This is a genomic window from Microcystis panniformis FACHB-1757 (genome assembly GCF_001264245.1).
Lineage (GTDB): Bacteria > Cyanobacteriota > Cyanobacteriia > Cyanobacteriales > Microcystaceae > Microcystis > Microcystis panniformis.
Window position 1 is genome coordinate 3,298,250 of the sequence record NZ_CP011339.1, and the last position, 16,393, is coordinate 3,314,642.

The following is a 16,393-nucleotide window of genomic DNA, read 5'->3' on the forward strand; positions in this document are numbered from 1 at the left end:
TTAAATTTCCCATCTATAGGGGAATCATGTTTTAGCCTTGAATAAGTAGCCACTATTAAAAATATTGAAAAGACCGTGAAAATTCCCAGCAGTATCCTGACGCTTGTACTCGGGATCACCTTAACCTTAATTAGTCTCTGGTATGGCCAAAATCATGGCTTAATGCCTGTGGCCGCTTCCGAAGATGCTCAGGAGATAGATAATATCTTTAATCTGATGATGACCATCGCCACGGGACTATTTTTAATAGTTGAAGGCGTGATCATTTATATAGTGATTCGCTTTCGCCGTCAACCCGGCGATCAAACCGACGGGCCGGCAGTGGAGGGCAATGTCCCCCTAGAAATCTTCTGGACAGCCATCCCGACGGTAATCGTCTTTATCCTTGCCGTCTATAGCTTCGAGATTTATAACAATATCGGCGGTCTCGATCCCTTGATTTCCAAGGGTGACAAAGGAGAAATCGCCCACCACGGTCATCACCACGGCACGATGATGGCCCTGGGCGGCGATCGCAGAGTAGCCCTAGGTATTGGCAATTCCTACGATGGTGAAGGAGTTCCCCCCTAGTGGTCAATGTTAAAGGTATTCAATACGCTTGGATTTTCACCTATCCCGAAACCGGCATTGTTTCCGGAGAACTACACGCTCCCGTCAATCGTCCCGTGCAACTGAATATGGAAGCAGGGGATGTGATCCATGCTTTCTGGGTTCCCCAATTGCGTCTAAAACAGGACGTTATCCCCGGACAGGAAACGGTGTTATCGTTCACATCCAACCAAATTGGTCAATATCCGATCATTTGTGCGGAACTTTGCGGGGCCTATCACGGCGGTATGAAATCTAGCTTTGTGGTTCACTCCCAAGGGGATTACGACCAATGGGTGCAGGATAACACGATCGCCGAAGTTGACAGCGATCGAACCGTAGCTATGACCGCTAAAGATCGCTCTGATAGTCAATATTTGACCCCCTACACCGAAGAAATGGGCATAAACGGTGAAATCCTCGCCCAAGTTGCCCATCAGCAGCAAATGTAATTTTTCTTGTCATCTAAAATCTTGGCCTTATGACAGCATCAACGGAAATAACCACCCCAGCAACCGTTCCCGAGGTGATCCATCACCGCAAGTGGACGGATTACTTTACTTTCTGCACCGATCATAAAGTCATCGGGATTCAATATCTGGTGACTGCCTTTCTTTTCTTCTTTATTGGCGGTGCTTTTGCGGAAGTGCTGCGGACGGAATTAGCCACTCCTGACCCCGATTTCGTCTCCCCAGAACTATATAACCAATTCATGACCATGCACGGAACGATCATGATCTTTCTTTGGATCGTTCCAGTTGGGGCAGGTTTTGCCAATTATCTCATTCCCCTGATGATTGGGGCGGAAGATATGGCTTTTCCTCGTCTTAACGCTGTGGCTTTCTGGCTTAACCCCCCGGCGGGCTGCTATTATTATCCAGTTTCTTTGTTGGCGCACCCCAGTCCGGTTGGACTTCCTACCCACCTTTAAGCTTAATTAGCGGCAAATGGGGGGAAGAATTGTGGATTTTGAGCCTTTTATTGATCGGGACTTCTTCGATTTTAGGCTCGATTAATTTCATCACCACGATCCTGAAAATGCGGATTCCTGAGATGGATTTGTACAGTATGCCGCTATTTTGTTGGGCAATGCTGGCCACCTCGACTCTGGTACTGCTTTCCACCCCCGTTCTCGCTTCTGCTCTCGTTCTCTTGTCCTTTGATTTAATCGCCGGCACGAGCTTTTTTAACCCCGCCGGCGGCGGCGATCCGGTGGTTTATCAGCATATGTTCTGGTTTTACTCCCATCCTGCCGTTTATATCATGATCTTGCCCTTTTTCGGCACGATATCGGAGATATTACCGGTTCACGCCCGCAAACCGATTTTTGGTTATCGAGCGATCGCCTATTCCAGTCTCACCATCTGTTTCTTGGGTTTAATCGTTTGGGCCCACCATATGTTCACCAGCGGCACCCCCGGCTGGTTACGGATGTTTTTCATGGCGGCAACTATGTTAATCGCCGTTCCCACGGGCATTAAAATCTTTAGTTGGTGTGCCACTCTTTGGGGGGTAAACTTAGTCTCAATACGTCTTTATTATTTGGGATCGGTTTCCTGTCTTCCTTCCTCATCGGTGGTTTGACCGGGATTATGTTGGCTTCTGTTCCCTTCGATATCCACGTCCACGATACCTATTTTGTCGTCGGTCACTTCCACTATGTACTATTCGGTGGTACGGCAATGGCCCTGTTTGCTGCCGTTTACCATTGGTTCCCAAAAATGACCGGACGGATGTATAACGAAACTCTCGGTCGTATCCACTTTGTTCTCACTTTTATCGGTTTGAATTTAACTTTCATGCCAATGCACGAATTGGGATTATTGGGGATGAACCGTCGTATTGCCCTGTATGATGTGCAGTTTCAGGATTTAAATGTTCTTAGTACCGCAGGAGCTTATATTCTCGGTATATCGAGTCTTCCCTTCGCTATTAATATGGTCTGGAGTGCCTTTAAAGGTCAACCCGCCGGTCGTAATCCTTGGCGCGCTTTAACCCTAGAATGGCAAACCTCCTCTCCCCCAATTATCGAGAATTTTGAGGAAATGCCGATTCTTTGGTCCGGCCCCTACGATTACGGTATTGATATGGAAGAATCGGAAGCAGAGGAATCAGTACAGGATCTCCTCGCTGAAGTGGGCGCTGAATCGCAATAATCAGTTATCAGTTATCAGTTATCAGTTATCAGTTATCAGTTATCAGTTATCAGTGATCAGTGATCAGTGATCAGTGATCACTGATCACTGAAAAAAAGCTTCCCGTCTCCCGTGTAAACTAAGGACATTCAATCATGCAAGGTTCAACGCTCGAAGATTCTCAACTCTCTGTCAATTATCATCAGGAAACGGTGGAACACGGACATCATGGCCACCCGGATCATCGCTTGTTCGGTGTGGTTTTGTTTCTAGTGGCGGAAAGTTCCATCTTTTTAGGATTATTTGCCGCTTTCTTGTTCTACCGTACCATGTTACCCGTTTGGCCCCCCGCCGGCACGCCAGAATTAGAATTAACCCTACCGACAATTAACACGATTATTCTGGTGTCCAGTAGTTTTGTTATGCACATAGGACAAAAGGCGATTAAACAAAATAATAATGCCGGTTTACAATTGTGGTTCGGTATTACTGCCCTGATGGGCATTATCTTCCTTTGTGGTCAAGGATACGAATATTATCACGCTGAATTCGGTCTGACAACTAATGTTTTCACCAGCGCTTTTTATGCTTTAACCGGATTCCACGGTCTCCACGTTACTTTCGGTTTAGTGCTAATTCTATCGGTCCTCTGGCGTTCTCGTCAAAAAGACCACTATTCTAGTCAATCTCATTTTGGTGTGGAAGCGGCAGAATTATACTGGCATTTCGTCGATGTGGTCTGGATTATCCTGTTTTTACTGGTGTATCTCTTGAGATAATTTTTGTTATTTAGTAGGAGAAAAGGGCGATCAATTTATCGCCTTTTTTTATATATTTTAACTTACCGCAGTTATCCTATAAGTTATCCTAAATCCAGTTATTACAAACTGATTATTTATTCCCCCTGTTGCCTTTTGACTCTTGCCTTTTGCCTTCAGAAGCTGATAACTGATAACCGAGTAACTGATAACTGATAACTGATAACTGATCACTGATAATTAACGACGACCGAATAAACTCCAACCTTTGCCACCACTAACGGCCGGTTCAGCTTTTTCAGCGACGGGAGCAACTTCTGCGGGGGTTTCCTCACCGGAAAGATTAGAAAGATCGTAGTTTTCTACTAGGAAAAGAGACGCTTTTTCAATAGTAGAATAATCCCAGAAAAGGGTAGAAGGTAACTCTTGACCGACCCAATCTTCTAGATCACCCACCATCGTTACTGCATCGATCGAATCTAAACCATAACGGGTTAAAGGTTCAGTCACATTAATCGTTTTGGCATCCAAAGATAACTGATCGGCTAACTGTTTAACTAACCAATTTTGTACGAGATTATTAAGATTGGAGCTGGAGTTCATGGGTTTTTTCCTCGGTAGTTTGTGAAGGGGCTAATTGAAAAGGCACGATCGAAAAATGTTGATTTTCTCGATATAATTTCAGCAATTCTTGGGCAACATTTTCTACATACACCTCAGATAGAGTGTAAGGCAGCGGCCGGAGAGTTCGCAGTAATCGGTGTAAACTCAACACCAACCATTCCCCCCGGGCAAAAAATTCACCCAAGATGGAACGATTATAAAGCCAAGTGTGTAAACAAGCAGAAGCAGCGTGTAAAGTACAGTATTTCTTGGCAATCTCGAACAATTCGGGTGATTGGTCGTGACCATACTCGAATTTCGATTGACTAATCTGTTCATCATGAGCATTTAGTTCCTCTAAAACTAAATTACCCAACATCAATAGATTTTCTAATACCTCTGGGTCCACTTCGTCAGAATTTTTCAATCCTTCCAGCATATCAAGGGCAATCTCTAAACCCTGTAGGGAATCATCCATTCCCCGGCCAAATAATTCTAAATTATTGGGTTCAAAGGGAGGAACCGACTTTTCTAGGCTAAAAATCGCCTCTAAACGGGTTTTTAACGCCGACATGGTGTGCGAGTTGCGTTTAGCCCGATATTTGGTTAAAGGACGCAATTGTAGGATTAAAGCATGAAGATTGACGATAGAACTGCCGTCAAACATACTGATAATCGAATTATCCCGCAGTAGCTTCTGGAAGATGCCGAATTCGTGTTCTTCTCGCATATAAAAACGCGATCCCAAGACCACATAAACACTATTAACCATCTCCTCCAGACGGACGGTAACAAAATATTTTACCACCGAAGCCCAGACGCTAAACTGTTCGGGGATAATATGAAAACCTCTCGCAGCCGGAATCGTCTCGCAATCACAAATAAGGATGTCAAGGAAAGCATCCACGAGAGTGCGCCGGGGTTGGGGCAAATCCATCACAGTTTTGTTATAGATTACCCGATTAACGGCAAAACTGAGGGTAGTTCTCAAAGCGGTATCGGCTGCCCCGTGGGAAAAAGCAGCGCACAACATTCGGGTAATCTGGAAACCTTTCAGGGCTAATTCTAAACCGTCTCCCTCCTCGCGTAAACGCATGGAATCGGGGACGAAACAATCTTTAAAACCAATGCCACTCATATCCGAGGCCCGCACGCCATGGGTGTATATTTTCGGCAAATTATAGTATTTTTCGGGGTCTAATTGCCGTTTATCGACCATAAATAGGGTTAAACACTTCGGCCCGCCGTTAGCATCGGTTTTCGCCAAAATAAAGGAAATTCCAGAGATAGTCGCCCGGTTAATCGGCCATTTCTCCCCATTGAGAATATAACCTCCTTCCACCTTCGTCGCGGTTAGATCACCATTGATCAGATCGCTACCGTGTTCCTTTTCCGAGTAACCCAGACACATCGCCCCATAGTCATCCATAATAAAACGGGCGAGCTTCTGTTTCTGTTCTGGGGTTCCCGCCATCCAGTTTAAAAACGACCAGAATAGGGTGGTAAAAGCGATGCCGATAGTTTGATCCCGTCGAGACAGTACCCGCACAAAAGCGACAAATTCCTCAAAAGAGGTAAATTCACCGCCGCAATCGGTGGGAATGTAGTAGTGTTGGAGTTTCCAGTCGTATAACCAGCGAATTTCCTCATGGGGAAATTCTTCGCTCTCGTCAATTTCGATCACCCGCTTGTAGGATAGAGGGTTATCGGGATTGAGAGGATCGCCTAAGTCTTTTTCCAGTGCTTCAGCAGTCCAGTATTGCTTAAGCTTTTTCATAGTGCCTCTAGGACAGATACAATGTGTTTTTCGTCAATGCCTTCGGTTAGAAGACCCGACCATGCACAAAAATTAATGACCATTCTAGACTTTTGGCCGTACAATGGCAACAATTCCTAATTTCCCCTTTACCTTAAATGTGCTAGAAACCAGTCGGGTGGGGTGCTAGACTCCCTCTGCGGTAATTATGCCCAAATTGAGGTGATTAAACCGCACAGTGCGGTATTAGGTTTTATTGAGGCGGTGTTAGACCGATGGAAGTGGGATATTAGGATGGGGGAGGTTGCTCGACCGCAGGGATCGGTATGATTAATAGTTATGCGGCTCGTTCCCTGTTCATACTTTTTCCTTGAATGTAATATTCAACTGGCAGATTACGATTAGAATGTTTAAGGTACAAGTTTTGCTTGCCATAGGGTTTAGAAGTCTAGGAGCAATATGATGATGGAATCAATAGATGAACGGATAGATGCCAAAATTGGTGAGGTTCGTACTGAATCTATCGATCTCAGCTTTGGAGAAATCATCAGTTTATATTCTCAAAAGGAACTGATTATTCAACCAGAATATCAAAGGTTATTCCGATGGTCTAATCAACAAAAGTCTCGTTTAATAGAATCCATACTTCTTGAGTTGCCAATACCACAGATATTTACTATTGAGAACTCAGATGGGGTTTTGGAGTTAATTGATGGCTTACAACGCCTTAGCTCTGTGATTCAATTCATTGATGCCAATGTACTGAATTTCACTGATATAGATGGAGAAAAGCTGAAATCTCTAAAGTTAGAAGGTTGTGATCAGATTTCAGAACTTAATAATCTGACTTTTGAAGATTTATCATTGAGACTCAAGCTTAGGATTAAAAGATCCTCTGTAAGGACAGTAATTATTAAAAGGCAAAGTAATTCTTTTCTGCGTTATGAAATGTTCAAGAGGTTAAATACTGGGGGATCAATTCTAGCTCCACAGGAAATTCGCAACTGTTCTTCTAGGATGTTTGGTGAGCCAGGTATAAAGTTCTATAGGTTTCTCCAAGAAAGATCCTCCTATTCAAACTTTAAGACTTGCATAGATACATTGTCTCAATCAGAAAAAGAACAAAAGGGAGACGAAGAGCTTGTCTTAAGATTTTTTGCCGCAAAAAATGCTCAAGATCTCTTCCGGGGGAGTGTGAGAGATTGGTTAGACACATACATGGAAAATATATTATTTGAAGAAATACAATTTGATTATTCTACTGAAACACAAGACTTTAATAGATTATTTGATTACTTGAGCCAAATTCTCGGCAGTGGTGCTTTTGTTCAATATCGCGATCAATCACCAATTGGTGCTTTAGCTCCAGCTTATTTTGAAGCTGTTACAATTGGCGTGTTTAGGATACTAGAAAGATTAGAGAATCTGGATAATTCTTCTGTTAGGGATGAAATAATCAAAATTGTTCAGTCAAACAGCTTTAAGGATAATATTGGACCTGGAGCTAACTCCAGAACTAAGCTTTCTAATAGAATTGGATGTATTCAAGAAGGTTTAAATAAACTCAGCTTGTGGAGTAATTTTTAATGAGCAACTGGGCGAATGAGATCGAGGCTGATCTCAACTGGAGAGAAGGAGAACTGGCTGCAATTAAAATTCAAATATTAACGACTGATAGGGTTAAGCATCCTGTAAGGTATGAAGCTCTCTTGAGAGCTATTACTACTTTGCTATATGCTCACTATGAAGGTTTTTGTAGATTTGCATGGGATTCATACCTCGATACAATTCAAAGGCAAAATATTAAACGCAATCAATGCCGTGAGGAGGTTATAAAGCTATCGCTAAGGAAGCGCTTTAAAGAACTTGGAGGTGATTTGTCAGCAGATGGAGTTTGGAGCTTTTTTTCCAACGAATTGCCAGCTTTAATTAATGAGAATATTGAATTCAATATTCGCTTAGAAGCAGATAGCAATTTAAAGCCTATGCTGCTTAAAAAGAACTCTACAGATGCTGGTTTATCATGCTCAATGGTGGATCAACATGAGCTTTTACTTAAGACATTAGTAAGCAGGAGAAATAATATAGCTCATGGGCAGAAAGAAATAATTCATGATCTGACTGAGTATAACAAGTATGAAAATGCGGCTTTGGAAGCTATGTATGAGCTAGGACTATCTGTAATTGATTGCTTAGATAATCGGAAGTATTTGAAACCATCAAATCCGCCTAGCTCATCATGAAATCTACGCATTTTAAATAGCCATCGCTGTAGGGTGCGTTCCCTGATGTGGCTCCTACTGCCGCATCGATAGTGATTAAACCGCTGACTCATATCATTTTTCAAAAGTGATGACAGACTTAGTTGATTATTCCAAAGCGTAATTCTCCTCCGAGAGCGGAATCGCAATTTCAGATGTTAGTCACGACTATTGAAAATTGGTATCAATTGAAGTAAGGTGGGCAATAGCCACCCTATTGTTGTATGGATGTAAGTTAGACCGCAAGCTCCAGTTTTTAACCAGGGAACCAATCTTCATCAAGAATTTTCTCAATTGTCCAAGGACAGTCAACTGGTAAAGTTAATCCACTTTTGCGGCTCGCTTTTCCCAGTGCTTTTTGATAACAATAACCAAGCCGTTCTAAGGCATGATTGTAGATTACCTTAGAGCGAAACAGCAAGCTCAATTCCAATCTGAAATTATCTATCTCGTCTGTCCAGTGGGGTAGGTAGTAAGGATGCTTCCAGTAGGCGTAAAGTAGCAGGTGACTGAGGAGTTGAATAAGAAAGCTTTCTGCTTTGTATTTGCGTTCATCAACCATTTCCTCTAATTCCTCGGCTAAAGTTTGCCAATCTAAAGTATTGCGATCAGGCGATCGCAGTTTTGCTGCCTGGTCTTGCAGCCAGGCTACATAGTCTTTTTCATATAGGGTTTCAGCCATTAATTTTACCTCTATACTAATCTTTTTTTGTCCTATCAAAATATAGATCTCATTGTATAGCTCAAGCACCAAGAAAATGCTGGTTATTGAAATATTACATCCCATCATTCAGTCAATAGACCTCTGGTAAAAATCAAAAATTGTTGTTAGGGTTAGTGCGATGCCGAAGGCACTGCGTAGCAGTACGCCATTGCGGTAGGGTGCGTTCCCTAATCTGGCTCCTAGCTGCCGCACCGATAGAGACCCCACAGTGCGGTATTGGGTTTTATTGAGGGGGTGTCGGACCGATGGGGTAGGATAGTAGGACAGAGGAGGAGGCTCGACCGCAGAGAGCGGTATAATTAATATTTAGATGCCTTCATGGCTAACTTGAAGTGAGAGTATATGTTGAAAGGGACTATTTATTTGCATAAGTTCAATTATTTTCTTGGATTGGTTCGAGAGATTGGTGGCTGGGATTTCCTATACCGCTATGTAGTACGAGGATTTTATAAGATAACCAAGCTCAACCAGAAAATGGTTCTATTTAATAATGTAGAAATGATTTTGCCGTACGATAGTCGATTCGGAACGGAAATTTTCCTTAAGGGAAGCAAGTTAGATTGGGGGTCTGAAATTATCCTTCATCGATTCTTAGATATTAATAAAGACTTTATTGATGTTGGAGCTAATATTGGTTATTATAGTTTACTTGCTGCTCCTTCATCTAATCAGGTTTATGCCTTTGAACCCGATCCGAGAATGGTTGAACACTTAAAGAGAAATCTTTCCCAGTTTCAAAACTGTCATGTTCTAGAAGAAGCACTTTTTTCCGAGCCTGGCAGTATGGATCTTAATTTGAACTCAATGCCTGAACTAAATTCGCTGGTTAGGCATAGTCCCCAAGAGAACAAGGTGACAGTCAAGGTAAATACTTTAGACAAATTGATGTCTGATTATCCGTTACTGAGTGTTTCCTGTATCAAAACAGATGCTGAAGGAGCAGACTTCGATATACTAATGGGTGGCAAAAATCTTCTAATTCGAGATCAACCTTTGGTATTGTCCGAAATTTATCCAACAACCAAGCTCCTTGAATTTATTAAATCTATTGAATTTACCTGTTTTGCTTTCGTCAAACCTAAGGAGGAGGATGGAGATAATTCGCGACCAAAATTCATCAAGATTGAAACAAAACCGACAAACTTTCATATTAAGATGATTTTCTTAGTTCCTAATCGGCTCTTGTCAAGGTTTGAAGAGCTAAAAGATGTCTAACACTTCGTCGCTGCGGACGGAACAGAGCTTATTCCTAGCCATCGCTGTAGGGTGCGTTCCCTAATCTAGCTGCTACTGCCGCACCGATAGATTTTTGGGAACGCACCATGCTAATTCATTCGAGCAAGTGATTACAAGCTATAGTTAGTAAAAGTATAGTCAAATATAGACAGACTGAATTCCATTTCAGAAATTCCCTTCACTTTTACTTCGAGAGATTGATTCTCCTTGGGTGAACTACGCACCTCTCTATCCCATAGCGGTTAAACGCATTTGGGAATGCTTTTCGCAAAATATTGTAGGAACCCATGACATCAGATTGAACCAGAATCCCCTTATCTGTACGATATAACCCTCGCGAAATTCTTTTTCCTGAAAACACTGGCTTTTCAGTTATCTTTCCATAAACGGGGAGAGGATCGTCATTCAAAAAATTAGAAGCTGAGGTATAGGATTCTTCTTGAAGAATCACAGAGATTCCTTCTAATTGACATTTATAACTAATCATCTCAATTAATCGAGCATGAGGGATGGTCACAAATTTTTGATTGTTGACTTTTCCTAAGTTCACTTCTTGTTTCCAACCGTGATTTTTCCCAATTACTAAAGTTGTTATCTCTTGCTCAACTAAGAGATTTACTAAATAACGACTAGCCTGATGAAGATAATCATCTACTTTCTGATTACGGCAACGGGTTAAACGGCGAATCCTCTGGGAACTTTGACGATTACCTTTTAACAGAGATTGTAACTTAGCTCGACGTTGGTTATAAAATTGATTCAGGCTTTTTAACGGTCTGCCATTAATCAACAAAGGGATAAAGTCCGGTTGATTTGAAGTTACAGCCATCAAATTATCTATGCCTAAATCTATCGCAGCTATCTTTTCATTAGGAGCTAAGAACTGTTCGGTTTTCTCATAAATTACCTCGATTACATAACAATCACATTTAGGAACTATTCTGACTTCTGCTATGCGCTCCGCCACTCTTGTCGGCAAGGCAATTGAAGTACCTTATAGTTTGACTAACCCTTGCCTAAGACCTACTTTGCTTATAGCTTGAATCGTGTAAACTAAGAGATTTCGTCCTTTTTTTGGCTCCTTATAGCCAGGGATTTTGGGTTTTCCCAGAAATTTATCGGGGTGACTTTTAAACTCCGATGCAGCGGCAAAAAATGATTGCCAGTTCCGGTCTAATCCTCTTAAAACTTGTTGGGAAACTTTAGCGGGTAAAGCTTGATACTGTTCTGTCTTTTTCATGAGAGAGGCCATCTGATTATAGGTCAAATAGCCATGACCATAAATGAAGTTTTGTCGGATTAAATAATTGGCTGAGTTGTAAAGATTTTTAGACTGCCAAGATAAATTATCTATCTCAGCCCAAAATCTATGTCCTTTCTTGATAATGTGTCTTTCTGCTACTAACATTATTATCCGTTGTCTTTTAACTCAGCGTCGGGTTTTGAATGGTTGTCATCCGTTATGATAATTGTACGAGAAGGCAATTGATAACCTGTTAAATTCCCTTGTTTCCACCACCTCCAAGCCGTTCGATAACTTATTCCTGTTTTTTTTGCATAGTCTGATAGTTTTGTCTGTACATATTACCATGAATGACTATATATGACTATATTTGTATTGAAACTTTACAATACTTTAGAAGGTCATAATCTGAGATTTATTAAACTTCTGAAATTGTAGAGTGAGCAAGGAATCAAGTTCTTTTTTTTCTATGTTTCCGATGAGAATCATTCAGACAGAAAATCCCAACTATGGCACTGGTAATCCCGCTCGGACAAGCTGAAAAAGTTTAAGGGTTTTGAGTCCCTCGGATCGATTTCTCAACGTTTATTTCTAGCACTTTTTTAACCAAAAAAGTGCCAAAAACCTTTTTTAGCAAGGATTGCACTGATATTCAGCCAACCCTATTTATTTTCTGGCTGACCTTGTACCCATGTTAGTAAATCGGGTTATAGCGTTTCCCAATCTCATGAGGTACACCAAAATCTTAACTCCTGACTCCTGACTCCTGACTCCTCAAAACCTAAGACTCTGTACCTCACAACTAGGGGAATTGCTATATTATAGATAGTTTTTGGCCGTTAGCAATTATAGCTCTCAAAAGGGGGTGGGAATGATTAGGTCAATTTTAGTTTCGGTCTGAGGATGACGAAAAGATAATTGTTTAGCGTGTAGGTATAAACGGTCGGACTGCTTACCATTATACAAGCGATCGCCTAAAATTCCTATCCCTAATCCCTGTTGACTATGAACACGAATTTGATGGGTTCTTCCCGTGTAGGGAATAAATTCGAGGCGAGAATAATTGCCTTCTTTACCGACAACTTTAAAATAGGTTTGACTAGCTTTTCCCCTTTGCCAATCCACAGTTTGATAGGGTCGATTTTGCGGATTTCCCCAGAGAGGTAGGTCAATTATACCTGATTCTCGCTCAATAATTTCTGATAATATAGCTTCATAGATTTTCTCCACTTCTCGCCGTTGAAATTGTTGGGATAAACAACGATAAATATCTAAACTTTTAGCTAGTAATAATATACCCGAAGTTTCTCGATCTAAACGATGAACGGGAATGAGATTTTTCCCTTGACGACGAAAACGATTAACCACAGCATCTTGACTATCTTGATAACGTCCTGTTACCGATAATAATCCTGGGGGTTTATTAATAGCAATTATTCCCTCATCTTCGTAGATAATTTCTAGGGATGAACGTAAACCAGAGAGTAAAAAACCCATGAGAGGTTGACATCTTTCTTGACAAGCGCCATAAAATTCTCCCTGTTTTCTATCTCGATTCGATTCTCCCCACCAAAATTCGGCCATGGCGATGGGTTTTAATCCTTTCATGGCGGCATAATTTAATAATTTTGGGGCGCAACATTCCCCTGTTCCCGTCGGTAACAAATTACTACCCATCAATTTAGCCAAGGAGAGAGATTGTCCAGAAAAGTTATTTAAACAGTAGGATTGATACAGCAATTCCTGTAACTGTTTGGAGAGGTTCCTACGCTGTTGCTTAAGTTCAATAATTCTCTGATTGGCGAAGTTTATTTTCTCAATTAAGGGTTCTAAAACTTGTTTTTGTTCCTGTTTTAATTGCTTTCTTGCTCTTTTTTCCTGACGACTGAGATTATTTAACTTTTCTAATTCTTCTGGTTTTAAATTACCTAAATTTCTTAATCTATCTCGTTCCTGTTTATGGTTTTGATGTTGTTGCTGTAAAGCTTGGATTTTGCGCTCAAAATTTGCTTGATTGAGTCGATATAAATTATGTTCTGGGATTGATTGCAGGGTGATAATTTCCTGTTTAATTGTTTCTAAAAGTTGCAAAACTCGCTTTTCTTCCAGCACAATTTTTTCTCTCCCCACTAGGGACGGAACCCAGCCAGTAGCTTCTCCCTGTCCAGAAAAAGCTTTTAAAATTTCTATTTCGCCAGCAGCATTTTCTCCTAACAAAATGCCATACATTTTACCTTCAGGATTGGTGATAGTTGTCATCAAATCTTGGGCGATTTTTTCAGCCAAAAGAGTGCGGGGCAAGCGCAATAACTCGCCCGTTTCGGGACAAATTCCTTGATAATAATAGGTAACTTCCTTCACTCTTTAAGAACAGGAAAAGGGCTAGAAATCCCCCTAAGAAAAACAATTGGCAAAGAAATCGATAGTTTCCTGTAGGGCGACAATAAAGCTATCAATTTCTTCGCGGGTATTATAAAAATATAGACTTGCCCGCGCGCTGCCAGAAGCATCAAAAAGGCGGTGTAGAGGTTGGGTACAGTGATGACCAGAACGAATAGCGATTCCTTCGTGGTCTAATAAAGTGGCTAAATCACTAGCATGAATCCCTTCCACATTAAAGGCGGCTAAACTAGCCCGACCTTGGCCCGTTAAACTAGGTGGCGGCCCGTAAATTCTTAAACCCTCAATTTCTCCTAATTTTTTGAACAAATGGGCGGTTAATTCTTCTTCGTAGGCATGAATATTATCCATCCCTAAACCCATTAAATATTCTACCGCAGCACCGAGGGCAATCGCTTCGCCAATAGCGGGGGTTCCGGCTTCAAATTTGTGGGGCAGTTCGGCACAGGTAAAATGGTCTAAATAGACTTCTGCAATCATTTCGCCACCACCAAAAAAGGGCGGCATTGCCTCTAAAATCGCCTCTTTGCCATACAAAAATCCAATACCGGTGGGGGCGCACATTTTATGACCACTAGCCACCAACCAATCACAATCTATGGACTGCACATCAAGGGCCAAATGGGGGACACTTTGACAGGCATCAATTAATACTTTCGCCCCGACTTGATGGGCAAGGCTGACTATTTCGGCTACGGGATTAATACAGCCTAATGTATTGGAAACATGAAGGACAGCAACTAATTTAGTTTTGTCCGATAACAAGGATTTATATTGTTCTAAATCAAAGCTTTCTTCACTGGTTAACTGCACATATTTAATCACTGCCCCCGTCTTTTGGCAGACAATTTGCCAGGGGATTAAATTACTGTGGTGTTCCATCACCGAGAGAATAATTTCATCCCCTGCTTTTAGGGTATTTAATGCCCAACTGTAGGCGACTAAATTAATCGCTTCCGTGGCGTTGCGAGTATAGACAATTTCCTGACGAGAAGCGGCGTTAATAAACCTAGCCACCTTATCTCTGGCCCCTTCGTAGGCTTCCGTTGCCCGGACACTTAAAGTATGCGCCCCCCGATGCACATTAGCGTTATCTTTTTCGTAATAGTTTCGCAGGGTTTCTAATACTTGAATCGGTTTTTGGGAAGTGGCGGCACTATCGAGATAGATAAGGGGTTTATCGTGTACGGTTTGATGGAGGATAGGGAAATCGGCGCGGACTTTTTGGGCGAGGGTTTTTTCTTGGATAATTGTCATTTTAGTCAGGAGTCAGAGGGGTACTTTGGGCAGGTTGACACCCACCCCGGTAGAGTTATTCCACACTGCGACAGGCGACACATTGCCCCAATCTTTGGCGGAGGGATTCTAGAGGAATTTTAGCTAAAATCTCGGACGAGAAAGCATCAATTAACAAACTGCGGGCGGTGTCGGCGCTTAAGCCCCGGCTTTGCAGATAGAATAAATCATCGGCTTCCAGTTGGCTAATGGTTGCCCCGTGGGAACATTTGACGTTATCGGCGGTAATTTGTAATTCCGGTTTGGTGTTGACTCGTGCCTTGTTAGAAATTAACAAATTCCGATTTAACTGGGAGGCGTTGGTTAATTGGGCAGGTTTGGGAACAAACACTTTACCATTAAAGATGGCGTGAGCGCTACCATCAACGATACATTTATGCAGTTGGTTGCTGATGCCGTGGGGTGGTTGAGATAGATGGCGCTGTGGGTATCGGCGGTTTGTTGTCCGGTAATCATGGCTAATCCGTGCAGATTTGTCTCGGTTTGTTCTCCTTTTTGCAGGATATCGAGGTTATGACGGCAGAGTTTAGCGCCTAGATTTATCTCGTTGAGAGTGTAACGGCTATCGCGTCCTTGTTCAATTATCGTGCGTCCGATGTGAAAACCATCTCCCGATTCCCGTTGTACTCTGGTATGGATGACTTCGGCGTTGGCTTCGAGGTAAATTTCTGTGACAGCGTTGGTGAAATAAGAGTAATTTACAGGTAAATCGGAGCAATGTTCGGCTAAAGCTCCGTAATTCTCGATAATATTGACACTGGCTCCCGTTTCCGCCACGATTAGGCTATGGGGCTGATAAAAGCGGGGAATTTCCTCCACAACGGTGATAAATAGGAGATGTATGGGAGTTGTGACGACAGTGTTAGCGGTGACGTGAATTACTGCGACATCGCTTAAACCAGCTTGGTTGAGTGCGGTAAAAAATTCGGGTGTTTTTTCTTTCCCTAGATAGTTGACAAGAACATCTTTTTGTGCATTGGCGAGATTGCTGACGCTGACACCGGGGGGTAAAGCGGAGATATCGGACAATTCGGGCTGATAAATGCCGTTAACGAAGACTAAACGGCTGTTTTTGGCTTCGGGCAGTAAAAAAACAGCTAGGGCATTTTTATCGATTGTAACGGTTTGGGGGGCGCGAAAATCGATCGCCCATAGTTGACTTAAATCGGTGCATTGCCATTCTTCGTCTTTTTTGCCCGGAATGGCTAATTCCTGAGCTTTACTGGCTCCCGATTCTCTTAATTCGAGAATTTTACCGTTATCGATGGTGGGAACCGTTTCGCGAGACAATTTTAACAATAATTCTCCTGATTGTTCAGGTTTCGTGATTATGGCTGTCATTGGTAGGAGGGGGTTGGGGTGTGGGGTAGTGGGGTAGTGGGGTGTAGGGTGT

At 42.1% G+C, this 16,393-nt stretch carries 11 protein-coding genes and 4 pseudogenes; 7 read left to right on the top strand and 8 right to left on the bottom strand.

The window, feature by feature from the left end:
* Positions 1 to 75 precede the first annotated feature (75 nt).
* From VL20_RS15925 to VL20_RS15935, 3 genes and pseudogenes are all read left to right on the top strand, one after another.
* Positions 76 to 1,040, top strand: a pseudogene (locus tag VL20_RS15925) (cytochrome c oxidase subunit II).
* 29 nt (positions 1,041 to 1,069) lie between these two features.
* Positions 1,070 to 2,744, top strand: a pseudogene (ctaD, locus tag VL20_RS15930) (cytochrome c oxidase subunit I).
* A gap of 134 nt (positions 2,745 to 2,878) precedes the next feature.
* Complete coding sequence (locus VL20_RS15935; protein WP_052277060.1) at positions 2,879 to 3,502, top strand: cytochrome c oxidase subunit 3; 624 nt, start codon at positions 2,879 to 2,881, stop codon at positions 3,500 to 3,502.
* Positions 3,503 to 3,614: 112 nt separating this feature from the next.
* On the opposite strand, the gene VL20_RS32875 is transcribed toward VL20_RS15935, so the two are convergent.
* From VL20_RS32875 to VL20_RS15945, 3 genes are read right to left on the bottom strand one after another with little or no spacing between them, the layout of a single operon-like run.
* Complete coding sequence (locus VL20_RS32875; RefSeq protein ID WP_284525821.1) at positions 3,615 to 3,746, bottom strand: hypothetical protein; 132 nt, start codon at positions 3,744 to 3,746, stop codon at positions 3,615 to 3,617.
* Positions 3,722 to 4,084: an acyl carrier protein gene (locus tag VL20_RS15940; RefSeq protein WP_002755494.1), complete on the bottom strand. Its 363-nt coding sequence runs from the start codon at positions 4,082 to 4,084 to the stop codon at positions 3,722 to 3,724. The genes VL20_RS32875 and VL20_RS15940 overlap by 25 nt, the downstream gene beginning before the upstream one ends.
* Positions 4,062 to 5,861, bottom strand: a complete 1,800-nt coding sequence (locus VL20_RS15945) for an acyl-CoA dehydrogenase family protein (RefSeq protein WP_052277061.1) — start codon at positions 5,859 to 5,861, stop codon at positions 4,062 to 4,064. Before VL20_RS15945 ends, VL20_RS15940 begins: the two co-directional genes overlap by 23 nt.
* A gap of 162 nt (positions 5,862 to 6,023) precedes the next feature.
* Between VL20_RS15945 and VL20_RS31230 the strand changes: the two genes are divergently transcribed.
* The 3 genes from VL20_RS31230 to VL20_RS15955 all read left to right on the top strand — a co-directional run bounded on the left by VL20_RS31230 (position 6,024) and on the right by VL20_RS15955 (position 8,083).
* Positions 6,024 to 6,170: a hypothetical protein gene (locus tag VL20_RS31230; RefSeq protein ID WP_158499358.1), complete on the top strand. Its 147-nt coding sequence runs from the start codon at positions 6,024 to 6,026 to the stop codon at positions 6,168 to 6,170.
* A 129-nt stretch (positions 6,171 to 6,299) separates the two neighbouring features.
* The gene (locus tag VL20_RS15950; RefSeq protein ID WP_052277062.1) at positions 6,300 to 7,427 is read left to right on the top strand and encodes a DUF262 domain-containing protein; all 1,128 of its coding nucleotides are present in this window, start codon (positions 6,300 to 6,302) and stop codon (positions 7,425 to 7,427) included.
* Positions 7,427 to 8,083, top strand: coding sequence for an MAE_28990/MAE_18760 family HEPN-like nuclease (locus tag VL20_RS15955; protein ID WP_052277063.1), 657 nt, complete (start codon positions 7,427 to 7,429; stop codon positions 8,081 to 8,083). The genes VL20_RS15950 and VL20_RS15955 overlap by 1 nt, the downstream gene beginning before the upstream one ends.
* Before the next feature lie 274 nt (positions 8,084 to 8,357).
* Here the strand turns inward: VL20_RS15955 and VL20_RS15960 are convergent, their stop codons facing one another.
* Entirely contained in the window at positions 8,358 to 8,783 is a 426-nt protein-coding gene (locus VL20_RS15960) for a DUF29 domain-containing protein (protein WP_052277064.1), read from the bottom strand.
* 384 nt (positions 8,784 to 9,167) lie between these two features.
* Here VL20_RS15960 and VL20_RS15965 point away from each other — a divergent pair, with 384 nt between their 5' ends.
* Positions 9,168 to 10,040 carry an FkbM family methyltransferase gene (locus VL20_RS15965; RefSeq protein ID WP_052277065.1) on the top strand — a complete coding sequence of 291 codons (873 nt, stop codon included), beginning with the start codon at positions 9,168 to 9,170 and terminating at the stop codon, positions 10,038 to 10,040.
* A gap of 205 nt (positions 10,041 to 10,245) precedes the next feature.
* Here the strand turns inward: VL20_RS15965 and VL20_RS15970 are convergent.
* The 4 genes and pseudogenes from VL20_RS15970 to sufD all read right to left on the bottom strand — a co-directional run bounded on the left by VL20_RS15970 (position 10,246) and on the right by sufD (position 16,341).
* Positions 10,246 to 11,469 (bottom strand): annotated as a pseudogene (locus tag VL20_RS15970) (RNA-guided endonuclease InsQ/TnpB family protein).
* Positions 11,470 to 12,159: 690 nt separating this feature from the next.
* Complete coding sequence (locus tag VL20_RS15975; protein WP_052277066.1) at positions 12,160 to 13,665, bottom strand: RluA family pseudouridine synthase; 1,506 nt, start codon at positions 13,663 to 13,665, stop codon at positions 12,160 to 12,162.
* A gap of 33 nt (positions 13,666 to 13,698) precedes the next feature.
* Complete coding sequence (locus VL20_RS15980; RefSeq protein ID WP_052277067.1) at positions 13,699 to 14,961, bottom strand: SufS family cysteine desulfurase; 1,263 nt, start codon at positions 14,959 to 14,961, stop codon at positions 13,699 to 13,701.
* Positions 14,962 to 15,016: 55 nt separating this feature from the next.
* Positions 15,017 to 16,341, bottom strand: a pseudogene (gene sufD / locus VL20_RS15985) (Fe-S cluster assembly protein SufD).
* Between the last annotated feature and the right edge of the window lie 52 nt (positions 16,342 to 16,393).

What these genes read in the sequence shown, in the direction of transcription:
- VL20_RS15935 (WP_052277060.1), top strand. Translation starts at nt 2,879, where the DNA reads ATGCAAGGTTCAACGCTCGAAGATTCTCAACTCTCTGTCAATTATCAT.
- VL20_RS15940 (WP_002755494.1), bottom strand. Translation starts at nt 4,084, where the DNA reads ATGAACTCCAGCTCCAATCTTAATAATCTCGTACAAAATTGGTTAGTT.
- VL20_RS15945 (WP_052277061.1), bottom strand. Translation starts at nt 5,861, where the DNA reads ATGAAAAAGCTTAAGCAATACTGGACTGCTGAAGCACTGGAAAAAGAC.
- VL20_RS15950 (WP_052277062.1), top strand. Translation starts at nt 6,300, where the DNA reads ATGATGATGGAATCAATAGATGAACGGATAGATGCCAAAATTGGTGAG.
- VL20_RS15955 (WP_052277063.1), top strand. Translation starts at nt 7,427, where the DNA reads ATGAGCAACTGGGCGAATGAGATCGAGGCTGATCTCAACTGGAGAGAA.
- VL20_RS15960 (WP_052277064.1), bottom strand. Translation starts at nt 8,783, where the DNA reads ATGGCTGAAACCCTATATGAAAAAGACTATGTAGCCTGGCTGCAAGAC.
- VL20_RS15965 (WP_052277065.1), top strand. Translation starts at nt 9,168, where the DNA reads ATGTTGAAAGGGACTATTTATTTGCATAAGTTCAATTATTTTCTTGGA.
- VL20_RS15980 (WP_052277067.1), bottom strand. Translation starts at nt 14,961, where the DNA reads ATGACAATTATCCAAGAAAAAACCCTCGCCCAAAAAGTCCGCGCCGAT.